The sequence below is a fragment of the Pseudomonas sp. IAC-BECa141 genome, from assembly GCF_020544405.1.
Classification (GTDB): Bacteria; Pseudomonadota; Gammaproteobacteria; order Pseudomonadales; family Pseudomonadaceae; genus Aquipseudomonas.
The window spans coordinates 3,159,221-3,171,616 of the sequence record NZ_CP065410.1 but is presented as its reverse complement, the minus strand read 5'-3'; the positions used below and the strand labels follow the sequence as shown (position 1 = coordinate 3,171,616).

The 12,396-nt window shown below is 61.8% G+C and carries 12 protein-coding genes; 1 reads left to right on the top strand and 11 read right to left on the bottom strand.

Translation table 11 applies throughout. The annotated features are described in order from the left end of the window. Window positions 1–2 precede the first annotated feature (2 nt). The 10 genes from I5961_RS14395 to argH all read right to left on the bottom strand — a co-directional run bounded on the left by I5961_RS14395 (window position 3) and on the right by argH (window position 10,589). Complete coding sequence (locus I5961_RS14395; RefSeq protein ID WP_227232630.1) at window positions 3–1,109, bottom strand: enoyl-CoA hydratase/isomerase family protein; 1,107 nt, start codon at window positions 1,107–1,109, stop codon at window positions 3–5. A gap of 190 nt (window positions 1,110–1,299) precedes the next feature. Continuing rightward, on the bottom strand, window positions 1,300–1,986 hold the full coding sequence (locus I5961_RS14390; RefSeq protein ID WP_227232629.1) for an HPP family protein: 687 nt from the start codon (window positions 1,984–1,986) through the stop codon (window positions 1,300–1,302). A gap of 156 nt (window positions 1,987–2,142) precedes the next feature. Then, complete coding sequence (locus I5961_RS14385; RefSeq protein ID WP_227232628.1) at window positions 2,143–3,321, bottom strand: MFS transporter; 1,179 nt, start codon at window positions 3,319–3,321, stop codon at window positions 2,143–2,145. Window positions 3,322–3,338: 17 nt separating this feature from the next. Beyond that, on the bottom strand, window positions 3,339–4,691 hold the full coding sequence (locus I5961_RS14380) for an MmgE/PrpD family protein (RefSeq protein WP_227232627.1): 1,353 nt from the start codon (window positions 4,689–4,691) through the stop codon (window positions 3,339–3,341). Next, entirely contained in the window at window positions 4,688–5,578 is an 891-nt protein-coding gene (locus tag I5961_RS14375) for a polysaccharide deacetylase family protein (RefSeq protein WP_227232626.1), read from the bottom strand. Before I5961_RS14375 ends, I5961_RS14380 begins: the two co-directional genes overlap by 4 nt. Beyond that, on the bottom strand, window positions 5,571–6,419 hold the full coding sequence (locus I5961_RS14370; RefSeq protein WP_227232625.1) for a polysaccharide deacetylase family protein: 849 nt from the start codon (window positions 6,417–6,419) through the stop codon (window positions 5,571–5,573). Before I5961_RS14370 ends, I5961_RS14375 begins: the two co-directional genes overlap by 8 nt. 163 nt (window positions 6,420–6,582) lie before the next feature. Then, window positions 6,583–7,407: an ABC transporter substrate-binding protein gene (locus tag I5961_RS14365; RefSeq protein WP_085696078.1), complete on the bottom strand. Its 825-nt coding sequence runs from the start codon at window positions 7,405–7,407 to the stop codon at window positions 6,583–6,585. 39 nt (window positions 7,408–7,446) lie between these two features. Next, window positions 7,447–8,211 (bottom strand): amino acid ABC transporter ATP-binding protein, encoded by a 765-nt coding sequence (locus I5961_RS14360; RefSeq protein ID WP_227232624.1) that lies wholly within the window; start codon window positions 8,209–8,211, stop codon window positions 7,447–7,449. A gap of 10 nt (window positions 8,212–8,221) precedes the next feature. Next, window positions 8,222–9,100 (bottom strand): amino acid ABC transporter permease, encoded by an 879-nt coding sequence (locus I5961_RS14355; RefSeq protein WP_085687163.1) that lies wholly within the window; start codon window positions 9,098–9,100, stop codon window positions 8,222–8,224. Window positions 9,101–9,161: 61 nt separating this feature from the next. Further along, a complete protein-coding gene (gene argH / locus I5961_RS14350; RefSeq protein WP_227232623.1) occupies window positions 9,162–10,589 on the bottom strand; it encodes an argininosuccinate lyase in 1,428 nt (475 codons plus the stop codon). A 308-nt stretch (window positions 10,590–10,897) separates the two neighbouring features. On the opposite strand from argH, the gene I5961_RS14345 reads away from it, so the two are divergent. Then, entirely contained in the window at window positions 10,898–11,863 is a 966-nt protein-coding gene (locus I5961_RS14345) for a LysR family transcriptional regulator (RefSeq protein ID WP_085696080.1), read from the top strand. Here the strand turns inward: I5961_RS14345 and I5961_RS14340 are convergent. Then, window positions 11,847–12,374, bottom strand: coding sequence for a GNAT family N-acetyltransferase (locus tag I5961_RS14340; protein ID WP_227232622.1), 528 nt, complete (start codon window positions 12,372–12,374; stop codon window positions 11,847–11,849). The genes I5961_RS14345 and I5961_RS14340 overlap by 17 nt on opposite strands. Between the last annotated feature and the right edge of the window lie 22 nt (window positions 12,375–12,396).

The window sequence follows — 12,396 nt, the reverse complement described above, 5'->3', positions numbered from 1 at the left end:
GCTCAGCTCCCGCTCTCTTCAAAACCGTGGAAGAAACTCGCGATGTGCTCGGCGTGCAGCGCAGCAAGCGTCGGCGGGTTCCAGCGCGGTGATTTGTCTTTGTCGATCAGCAAGGCACGCACGCCTTCGATCAGGTCGCCACGCTCGAACCACTGGCGATCCAGATGCAGTTCGAGGGCGAAGCAGTGTTCCAGGCTCAGGTGCCGGCCGCGACGGAGCATTTCCAGGGTCACGCCCATCGCCAGCGGCGAACGGGTTTCCAGCAGGTCGGCGGTGGTGGTCGCCCATTCGTGGCTGTCGGCGACGGTCACGGCGCGCAGTTGCTCGACGATGCTCGGCACGTCAGGCAAGGCAAAGAAGTGGTCGATGGCCGGGCGCAAGGCTTCAAGCGGCGCATCCGGCAAGGTTTGCACCGCGTGGCGGGCCAGCAGGTTTTGCAGGTCTTTCAGCGGCGTGTCGTGCCACTGCAACTGGTCGAGCTGTTCGTCGAGGGTGCCGAGTTTGCTGCTGTCCAGATACCAGTCAGCGAGGCCGCAATACAGCGCATCCGCCGCCCGGATCTGCACGCCGCTGACACCCAGGTAAATCCCCAGCTCACCGGGAATGCGCGGCAGGAAATAGCTGCCACCGACATCCGGGAAATACCCGATCGCCACTTCCGGCATCGCCAGACGGCTTTTCTCGGTGACCACCCGCAGATCAGCGCCTTGCACCAGACCCATGCCGCCGCCGAGAACGAAACCGTCCATCAGCGCCAGCACCGGTTTACGGTAGTGGTGGATCGTCAGGTCGAGGGCGTATTCCTCGACGAAGAAATCTTCGTGCAGCGTGTCACCGCTTTTATGGCTGTCGTACAGGGAGCGAATGTCGCCCCCGGCACAGAAGGCTTTCTCGCCGGCACCGCGCAGCGTGACCGCGTGGATATCGGCATCAGCGGCCCAGGCGTCCAGGTGTTGCTGGAGCTGGCGCACCATGTCGAGGGTCAGGGCATTGAGACCGGCGGGGCGGTTGAGGGTCAGATGACCGATGTGATTGCGAACCTCGGCCAACACTTCGTGTGGCGTGGCATCCATGGACGAAGTCCGCGGGGATGAAGCCTGAGCAGTCATCACTAACTCCCTGCTTTTATTGTCTTTATTCGAGAAGCTCGCGCGCGAGCGTTACCGGATCGTAACAGTGCAAATTTGCCATGTACAACGGAGATATGTGCACGGGCTGTCTGCATTTTTGCCTTAGGCCAAATGCACGGGATCGCCGCTTCTTTTCAATCGACAACGCTGACAGGCGCGGGCTCCTGGCTCAGCTGAACACCTGGCCAATGCTCCGCCGCCTGGCATGCAATTCACTGGCATGAATCAGCTGCTCCAGATCCTCCGGTGTGACATCGATGAACGCCTCCATGTCCGCCAGCGCCCGTTTCAGATCCTCGGCCGTGATGGACTGAATATCCACCGGTGCCACGGCCGGCGCCGGTTCGGCGGGGCGTTTCGGGTAGCGGATGCGGGTGAGGTTGTTGTAGGCCAGCGCGGCCAGCAGCAGGCATGCGGCGCTGAGCATCACCGGTTCCAGGGCTTTCCAGTCCATGGCGATGGTCATCGGGTCGGCCAGCACCATGGTCAACGCGACGGCGCCGGCCGGTGGATGCAGGCAGCGCAGCCAGCACATCAGGATCAGCGCCATGCCCGCCGCGAGGCAGGCGCTGCCCAGGGTTCGGCCGAGGACGTGGGCCACCAGCAACGCGACGACACCCGCGCACAGGTAGCCACCGATGATCGACCAAGGCTGGGCGAGTGCGCCGGACGACACCGCGAACAGCAGCACCGCCGAAGCGCCCAGCGGGCCGATCAGGTGGTAGGCCACTTCAATGCCGAACACCTGACTGCATGCCCACACGCTGAACAACGTGCCCAGCGCCATACCGATGGCGGCGCGGCTCCATTCGGTGGGGCGGGTGTTGATGGCGGCGGGCAACCAGCGAGCGAGCATGCAGATTCGATCCTTTGTGAAATTCAGGGCAAAAAAAAGGACTGTCCGTAAACGCGGAAAGTCCTTCGAAGAGTTCCAACTATTGGGGGAGGAACGCGCACAGTGTGCCAAGCAATCACGATGCTGACAAATTCATATAAATGCAGTTTCAGTGCATTATTTATGCAGTAAAGCCACGCGCCGCCCGCTCATGAAACACAGAAAACCACCCAGCGCGGTCAGTGCGCTGAGGGCGTAGAACATCGTCGGCGCCGGCGTATGCATCAGCAGGAAACCGCAAATCACCGGGCTCAATGCGCCGCCCAGCGCCGCCAGATTCTGCGCTCCGTAATAGCTGCCGCGCAGTTCCTCCGGGGCCAGGGTGTCGACGAACAGGAATTCCGACGGGTAAATGATCATCTCGCCAAGGGTGAAGATGAACATGGCGATGCACCAGGTCACCAGGCTGTCGGCCAGGCTGAAGCCGATCAGGCCGAGGATGAACAGGCTGGTGCCGGCGGCGATCCAGTAGCGCAGTTTTTCCCGGTTGAGAAAGCGGCCGATCTGGTACTGCAACAGGATCACCGCGATGGCGTTGCAGGCGAGCAGGGCGGCCATGGTTTGCAGGGCTCGCTGCGAGTCTTCGACCACCAGCAGGTATTGCGACAGGTACAACGTGAAACGCCCGTGAACCACGGTGCTGAGCAGGCAACCGCAAGTGAACATGATGAGCGTGCGGTCGTTTTTCAGGGTGATCAGGGTTTTCAGGAAGCTCTGCGGCTGGCCGATGGCGGCGACCGGACTGGCGTCTTTCGGGATGCCGATCATCAGGAAGATGCTGCCGAAAGCGATGCCGGCAGCAATCAGGAACGGCGCAATCGGATACACCCCGGCGATCACCACACCGAGCATCGGGCCGGTGGCGTAGCCGATGTTGGTCAGGGTGTAGCGCAGCGAGAACGCCTTGGCCCGCTGGCCCATGGGCAGGTTTTCACTGAGGATCGCCTTGGAGCCGATCAGGAACAGCGCCGACGCGGTTTCAGTAATGACCAGCGTCAGGGTGGTCAGGTACAGATCTTTGGCGAAGGTCAGCAGCACGAAGCCGATGGCACTGGAGAGCATCGCCAGAATCAGCAACCGACGCTTCTCGAGCCGGTCGATGATGTAACCGCCGTACAGCGCAAGCAGGGTGGCGATAAACACCGCGATGCCCAGCAACAATCCGACGTCCTGTTGGTTGAGGCCGAGCTTGTTGCTCAAGAACAGTGTGAGCAACGGACTGGTGATGGCGCGGCTGGCGACGATGGTCAGCGAGACGATCATCAGGCGGCGGATAACGAGCGAGTAGGTGGCCACGGAAAAATCAAATGTCCTTATTCGGTTAACAGGTGCTCGAGATCGCGCACGGAATCCAGCGTTTGCAGCTGTCGTAGCTGCGCAAATAGCGGCTCGGCCTTGAGCGGTGAAATCACCCGCAACGCCAGACTGAAAAACTTTTCCTCCAGCGCCGCCTCACTCAGCGGATTACCCGGCGCGCCCAGCGGCACCTCGACACACAGGCTTGCTTCGCGCCCGTCGCGGGTTCGAACGACGACTACCGGCTCGCCATCCTCCGACAGTCGCTCATCCACTTCAAGGCGAATGCGCGTCAGCCAGTGGGCAATGCGCGGATCGTTGCGTGGCTGTTCGTCATAAGCCTCCAACCGGCAATGACCGTGTACCAGTCGCACGGCGAGGGCGTAGGGCAGGCTCATCTGCGCAGCGGCCAGACTTCGGGTGTCGCGACCGCCGCACATGTCGAGCAGAAACCCGCACAAACTCACCTGGACGTCTTCCACCTGATCCGCGCCGACCTGTAATTGCTCCAGCAACAAACCGAGCGCATCGATGGCCGAATGAGTGCCACGACACGCGGCATAGGGTTTGATCGAACAGCGCGCGAGTTTCCAGACCCGTCGCAAATCAGCATTCAGCGCATCCGGCTGCGCACTGCCCGGCGCGAGGGTTTTAAGAAAACCACCCCAGACATCCTCGAACAACATCGACGGCCCACTGACACCTTCGCGAGCAAAACGCGCCGCGAGCAAACCGCCCTCGGCCGCACGACCGCTGTGCAGTTTCTTGCTTTGCGAACCGTCATGGATGAACGCCCACAACCCACCGCTGAAACTGCCGGCGATGCCGAGCGCCGACACGGTTTGCCCGAGATCCAGCGCAAAGATCCGCGCACAGGCCGCCGCCGCGCCGAACACGCCGCAGGTGGCGGTGGAATGCCAGCCGGCGCCGTTGTGCGCCGAATAACTGCCGCAGGCTTCCAGCACGCGCCGGCCGATTTCGTAGCCGATCACCGTAGCGGTGATGAACTCGCGACCGTCTACCGGCCGATCCACCAGCGATAGCGCCGCCATCACTGCCGGCAACACCACCGCGCCGGAGTGGTCGCAACCGCCGGTGTCGTCCAGTTCCAGCGCGTGGGCGGCGATACCGTTGAGCAATGCGGCGTGCCCCGCACCGACGCCCAGTGTTGTACCCCAGACCAGTGCGGTGCCCGGTTCGGCGCCGAACACCTGCCGTGCCTGAAGCGCTACCGCACTGTCGGCCCCGGCCAGTGCTGCGCCGAAGGTGTCGAGAATGTGCCGTTTGGCCTGTTCCACCAACGCCGGCGGCAGGTCTTCAAACCGGGTCTCGACGCAAAACTGCGCCAGCCGCTGCATGCGTTCCGTCATACGAGGTAGTCCCGATAATGGCGTTCATACACCGACGCCGGATGATCCTGCGCGACCGGCGCCGCCGTTTGCGCCCACCACTGCGCGACTTCGGCGCCGGTGGCGATCCACACGTCGTCATGCTGCTGAATGCCTTGCAGCAATTCGCGCAGCACGCCGACGCGCCCCGGCGTGGCAATGATTTCCGGATGCAGGCGCAGCACGTAGCACAGGCCGAAGCGGTGAAATCCGGCGAAGTCCATTTGCAGGTTGCCCAGGGTGTGGCTGTAGGAGGCGATCCGCGATTGCGCCGGCGGCACGGCCGGGCTCAGGTTGAAGGCGAAATAGGGTTCGTCTTCCAGTTCGTAATGCAACGGCAACTCGACGACTTCAGGCGCGGTTGGATGAAGGAACGGCAGGTCATCGCCGCGCCATGATGACGACCAGTGAATGCCGTGATCTTTCAAGGCTTCGATGAAGCCCGGCGCGCCGTTGCCCGCAGGGATCCGGAATCCGCTGGGATGCACGCCGGTCAAGGCTTCCAGCGCAGCACAACCCTTGGCGACCTCTGCGCTTTGTGTCGCCAGATCCAGCGTGTCGTAATCCTGATGGCGGTAGCCGGCGCAGGCGATTTCATGGCCGTCAGCCTGGATCGCGACGATATGCTGCGGGTTTTCCTCGGCGACGATGCCGGGCACGAACCAGCTGCTGCGCACCCCGAGTTCCCTGAAAAGGCTGAGCAAACGCTCGACGCCGCGTTGGGTGCCGTAGCGCCACACCGACAGCGTCTTGTCGCGCCCGGCGACTTCCGGGGCCTGGGTGAGAATGCCGTGGATATCGTTGTAATCGACGGTCAGCACCACTGCGCAGCGTTTACCGGCAGGCCAGAGATTATTCGCGTCAGCCATGGTGATGCTCCTTCAGCCACCAGCGTGCGACGTCGCGGCAGGTGGCAAACCACACGTCTTCGCGCTGGCGCATGTGTTGGAAGAGTTTCTCCAGCAACAGGATGCGTCCCGGTTTGCCAGTGATTTTCGGGTGGAACAGGGTGGTCAGGCACAGGCCTTCGTCCATCGCGCCGTCGTACTCGCGCTGCCAGTTGTCGAGGGTCAGCTCGTAGCTGGCGGTGCGGTCGAGCCCGGACGGAAAGTTCGGTGCGCGGGTGTAGGCGAGGGAGGCGTAGTCGTCCATTTCCCAGCGGCCGGGAATTTCCACCAGCGGCGTGTCGTGGCCGGGGACGTTGACCAGATACGGGCGATCGTCGCCGCGCATGCTGCTGGAATAGATCACGCCGTTGTCGGCCAGCATCGCCGGGGTTTCGGCGCGCCAGTCGCCGGACGGCGTGCGAAAGCCCTCGGCGCGGATGTGCAGGTATTGCCAGAAGACGTCGCGGGATTTGTTCATCACGGCCTGCTGCTGATCCAGCGTCAGGGCGTAGAAGGATTCGTGCTTGTAGCCGTGGTAGGCGACTTCATGGCCGCGTTCGACGATGGCCTGGCATTGTTTCGGCCAGTTTTCCACGACCCACGCGGGGACGAAGAAGGTGGTCGGGATCTTGAAGGTGTCGAGCAGATCCAGCAGGCGCGGCAGGGCGCGGTAAGGGCCGTAGCCGCCGAAGCCGAAATACTCGGGTTTGTGCCAGATCGAGTTGTTGAGCATGGCATCGCCGGTCGGGCCGTCGAGGTCGAAGGCCAGGGCCAGGCAGGCTTTGTGCTGGTCGGGCCAGGCGGGTTGGGGTGAACTGAGCATTGGGCGCTCCACACATGTAGGGACGTACGCTGTACCTGTGGGAGCGAGCTTGCTCGCGATGAGGCCATGTCAGTCGACATCCCTGGTGAATGACACACTGACTTCGTCGGAATGCCGCCCAGAGCAAGCTCGCTCCCACAATGGAAAGGTGGCGCTGACCGGATTACTTGCCCGCGTTAATGGTCACTTCCTTGATCGCACCCAATTCCAGATCCCACTTCTTCAGAATCGCGCCATAGCTGCCGTCATCCACCATGCTCTGCAGCGCCACTTTCACGGCTTCACTCAGCTCAGGCTTCTTCTTGCTCACTCCCAGCCCGGTGAACTGCACGGAGATCGGTTGGCCGACCGTTTTGTACATGTCCTTTTCCTGGGTCTTGAGGTACGACAGGGTTTCGCTGCCCTGCATCGCCGCATCAATGCGGCTCTGGCGCAGTTGGGCGCGGGCGTCGGCCGAGCCTTCAGTGCCGACCACGTTGATCGCAGGCTTGCCGGCCGCTTCACAGTTGGCCTTGCTCCACTCGGCAATTTCCGACGGGAAGGTGGTGCGGCGGCTGGTGCCGACTTTCTTGCCGCACAGGTCGATGATCTCGTTGGTCGCGGTGTTTTTCTGCAAGGTGTAGAACTGCGGGCCGCTGGTGAAGTAGTCGACGAAGGTCACGCTGGCCTGACGCTCGGCGGTGTCGGTCATGCCCGACAGGACCATGTCCACGCGTTCGGTGGTCAGGGCGTTGATCATTTGCTCGAAGCCGGTCTCCTGCCACTTGATCTTGACCCCGAGGCGTTCGGCCAGGGCGTTGCCCAGGTCGTAGTCAAGGCCGGTGAGCTTGTTGGTGGCCGGGTCCTTGAAATCCATCGGCGGATAGTTGGGCATGATCGCGACGACGATCTCGCCTTTCTCCTTGATGCTGGCCGGCAAGTCGGCGGCCACGGCGAAACCGCAAGACATGAGGGAGGTGAGTACTGCTGGAATGACGAAGTTCTTCATGGACGTTCTCTTATGAGTGTTGTGAAGGCCAAAGGGGCCTCAGGTTCGAACGGCAGAAATGAAGCTTTGGGTGCGCGGGTTTTGCGGACTTATTAGTATTTCTTCGGGGCTTCCAGCCTCCACGATCTGCCCGTCGTCCATGAACACCATGCGGTTGGAAACCTCCCGGGCGAAGCCCAGTTCATGGGTGACGACGATCATGGTCATGCCGGTCTGCGCCAGGTCGCGCATCACCGACAGCACCTCACCGACCAGTTCCGGGTCGAGTGCCGAAGTAGGTTCATCGAACAGCATCAGCTTGGGTCGCATGGCCAGGGCTCGGGCAATCGCCACCCGTTGCTGCTGACCGCCCGAGAGTTCAATCGGGTAGCTGTTGCGTTTGTCGGCCAGGCCGACCCGGGCCAGCAGTTCCAGGGCTTCTTCGTGCGCCTCCTTGGGCGAACGCTTGAGCACCTGACACGGGCCCTCGATGATGTTTTGCAGCACAGTCATGTGCGGAAACAGATTGAAGCGCTGGAACACCATGCCGGTGGCCAGGCGCTGGCGAGCTATCTGCGACTCGTTGAGTTCGTGCAGCTTGTGCCCGACGACGCGGTAGCCGACCAGTTCGCCGTCGACCCAGAGGCCGCCCTTGTCGATCTTTTCCAGCTGATTGACGCAGCGCAGCAGGGTGCTCTTGCCCGAGCCGGACGGGCCGATGATGCACAGCACTTCGCCTTGCTCGACCTCGATGTTGATGTCCTTGAGCGCGTGGTACTGGTCGTAATATTTGTTCAGGCTCACGGCCTTGACGATGCTTCTCATGACGGATTCCTCAAGAACGCTTGCCGGCGCCGCGAGCGAAACGACGCTCCAGACGGCTTTGACCAAAGGACAGGACGGTGACGGTGGCCAGGTACCAGATACCGGCGACGATCAGCAGCTCCATGACCCGGGCGTTGGCGTAGTAGATGTTCTGGGCGTTGTAGAGCAGTTCCGAGTACTGGATCACGCTCGCCAGCGAGGTCATTTTCACCATGCCGATAAATTCGTTGCCGACCGGCGGAATGATGATTCGCATGGCCTGGGGCAAGATGATCCGGCGCAGCGCTTGCAGGCGTGGCATGCCGATCGACTTGGCCGCTTCGTACTGGCCGGTGTCCACCGACAGCAGGCCGGCGCGTACCACTTCAGCGGTGTAGGCGCCCTGGTTGATGCTCAAGCCGAGCAGGGCGGCCACGAACGGCGTCATCAGGCTCACGGTGTCGAGCTGGAACAGGCCGGGAATGCCGATGGTGGGGAAGATCAGCGCCAGGTTGAACCACAACAGCAGTTGCAGAATCAGCGGCGTACCGCGAAACAGCCAGGTGTAGGTCACTGCCACGTAGCGCAGGATCGGGTTGGCCGACATGCGCATGATGGCGGTGATGACCCCGAACACGATGCCCAGCGCCATGGCCAGCACGGCCATGATGATCGTGTTGAACAGGCCCCACATGATCGCTTCGGAGGTGAGGAACTGGCCGATGTACGACCATTCGATCTTGCCTTCGGCGAAGGCCCGCACCAGGCCGATGATGGCGATGACGATCACGGTGGCGAAGAAAATCCGCCCGTAATAACGCCGTGGCACGTGTTGGTACTGGGTAATGTCGAACTGGTTTTCCGCCAGTTTGCGCTCCGCCTGGAGTCGTTCTGCCTGAGTCTGGCTCATGGTGTTTCTCCGTACACTGTACTTTTCGATCAACCCCCTCCCGGTGGGAGGGGGACCCGGCTCAGAGGCGGAAGCCCTGGTAGTTTTCGGTCCACTGTTGCTGCGCGGCGAGGGCGGTTTTCAAGCGGCTGATCTGCTCGCGCACCTGTTGCGGCGCGGTGCCGCCCCAACCGCTGCGGGCAGCGATGGCGGCTTCCAGGGTCAGGCTGTCACGCACGTCTGCCGTGAGGCGCGGGTCGATCTCGGCCAGCAATGCCGGCGAGGCTTCCCACAATTCGAGGTCGTGTTTTTCGCAGGCTTGCACCAGCGCTCCGGTCATTTCGTGGGCTTCCTTGAACGGCACACCGCGCACCGCCAGCCAGTCGGCGACTTCGGTGGCGAGGGTGAAACCCAGCGGCGCCTGACGCCGCAATTCCTCGACGTTGACGGTCATGGTCGCAACCATTCCGGCCATGGCCGGCAGCACCAGCAGCAGAGTGTCGACACTGTCGAGCACGCCGTTCTTGTCTTCGCTCAGGTCGCGGTTGTACGACAGCGGCAGGGATTTGAGCGTCGAGAGCAGGCCGGTCAGGTTGCCGATCAGGCGACCAGCCTTGCCCCGGGCCAGTTCGGCGATGTCGGGGTTTTTCTTCTGCGGCATGATCGAGCTGCCGGTGGCGTAGGCGTCATCCAGATCGACCCAGCGGAACTGGCGCGACGACCACAGGCAGAACTCTTCGGCCAGACGCGAGATATTGATCCCGAGCATGCTGGCGATGAACAGGAATTCGGCGACGTGATCGCGGCTGGCCACGGCGTCGATGGAGTTTTCGCAAACCCCGGCGTAGCCCATTTCCTTGGCCGATTGCTGCGGCTGGCGAGCGATGGCGGAACCGGCCATGGCCGCAGCACCGAGGGGCGACAGCGAAGTGCGTGCGTCCCAGTCCACCAGACGCTGCACGTCACGCAACATCGATTGGGCGTGGGCCAGCAGGTGATGGGCGAACACGATCGGTTGCGCCTGCTGCAAGTGGGTGAAACCGGGGCAGATGCTTTCGACGTGCTGCTCGGCCTGATCCACCAGCGCCGTTTGCAGGGCCAGCACTTCCACGGCCAGGGTGCGCACGTGATCGCGCAGGAACAGGCGCAGATCGTTGGCGGTCTGGTCGTTGCGCGAGCGGCCGGCACGCAGCTTGCCGCCCAGTGCGCCGAGGCGCTCGGTCAGCAGGCGTTCGATGAAGGTGTGAACGTCTTCGTCGTCCAGCGTCGGGGCGATGCGCCCGGCAGCGAAATCGGCACCGATGCCGTCCAGGGTTTCGATCATCGTGCGGGTTTCCTGCTCGTCCAGCAGGCCGGCACGCTGCAGCTCCCCGGCGTGCGCCTTGGAGCCGGCAAGATCGTACGGCGTCAGGCGGAAATAGCGCTCGGGGCAACGGGACAGGGCCGCCAGGGCTGCGGACGGGCCGCTTTTGAAACGGGCGCCCCAGAGACGGTCGGTGGTTTGAGACATTTGTTGTTTTCCTCGTCGGTAAAGCGAACTGAAATCGGTGTGCATGGCCCTGAAAATCGCGCTGGCTATTTAGCGAACAGCCGCGGACGGAATAAGGCCAAAGCAGTTTTCAAGAGGGCAGTTGCAAAGAGACAAGAGCTGATCGAAGTGTCAGCTTTTTATGTTTGCCGATCAGTGAGTTGGCACTGATGTTCGGGATTTTTTGGCGGTTGCCAAGGCTTGTTTTCTGTGGTCATTATTATTAGCCGGCGATGTTTTTGTTGTTGGACACAGATTGTTGAACATTGCGCCAGAGGTAAATCAGCATTATGGAAACCCCACTTTCCAATTCCGGAAACCCACCGGTCAAAACCGCTCACCGGGCACCTTTGGCCCTCAGCGGACTGGATTTCAAACTGCTCAAGGTGTTCAAGGCGGTGGTCGAGGCCGGCGGCTTCAGCGCGGCGCAAAACGAGCTGAACGTGGGCTTGGCGGCGATCAGCAAGCAGATCTCCGACCTGGAAATCCGCATCGGCATGCGCCTGTGTACCCGGGGGCGCGAAGGGTTTCACCTGACCGAAGAGGGGCGTCTGGTGTATCAGGCGTCGATTGACTTGTTTGCCTCGGTCGACAACTTTCGTGACCGGCTTAGTTCAGCGCAGAACGAACTTATCGGTGATCTGGGAGTGGGGGTGATCGACAATACGATCAGCGACGATAATTCGCCGTTAGTTGCCGCACTTAGAAAGATAAATGAACACTCGCCGAAAGTAAGGTTTCAACTTCAGGCGACCCAGTTGGATGAAGTTGAAAGAGGCGTAGTGGAAGGCCGCTTAGTGGCCGGAATCGTTCCGGTATATCAAAAGCGCGAAGAATTCGATTATTACCCGCTCTATGAAGAACGCTCGCAGGCTTACTGCGCCGTCGGCCACCCGTTGTTCGACCTGCCGGCAGACCAGATAGGCGGCAACGTGCTGCAGGATTACGAGTGCATCAACCACCGCTATGCGATCCATCGCGACAAGCTCAACTTTGCCCGCTACGACAGTTATTCCGCCTCGGCGACCCAGGTCGAAGCGGTGGCGTTGTTGATCAAGACCGGGCGTTTCGTGGGCTTTCTGCCCCAGCATTACGCCGCCACGCTGGTGGCCGCCGGGCAGTTTCGCGCGGTGTGCCCGGAGCTGATCCACTTCGACACGCCGTTCAATCTGATCCTGCGACACAACACCGTGCGCAGCCCGTTGGTCAAGGCGTTTGCCCAGGCGCTGGGGGTTGATCTCAAGGCGACGGCGTGAGCACCAGGCGCATGGCGCAACGTCGCTCGCCGGGCAATCCGTGAGCGATTTCATTGCGCAATACTTGGTTCAGGCGCGCGTCGCAGTCTTCGGCGTTCAATAGCGCAAAACCCATGCGCTGATAGAACGGCGCATTCCATGCAAGGTCGCGAAACGTCGTCAGCGTCACCGCCCGAAGTTGCCACAGACGCGCTTGTTCAATCGCCGACAACAGCAACTTGCGACCGACGCCCCGACCTTGAAAGTGTTGGCTGACGGACAGTTCCTCAATGTGCAACTGTTGATCGACAGTCACCGCCCTTAAAAAACCTGCAAGTTGCCCGTCGTTGTTTTCCGCCACCCACAGTTCGTCCCGTTCAATGGCCGCTAAATGCGCCGAGGCCTGCGGCACAGCGGCATCTGCCAGCCAGGCCAGTGACGGGTCGAGGCGAAACAGCGCGGTGGCCGAACGCTCGATGGCGGGGAGGGCGATGGCATCGGCTGCCAGGGCCAGTCGCACGGTAAAGGTCATCAGTCAGCGGTCCCTGTCGAAA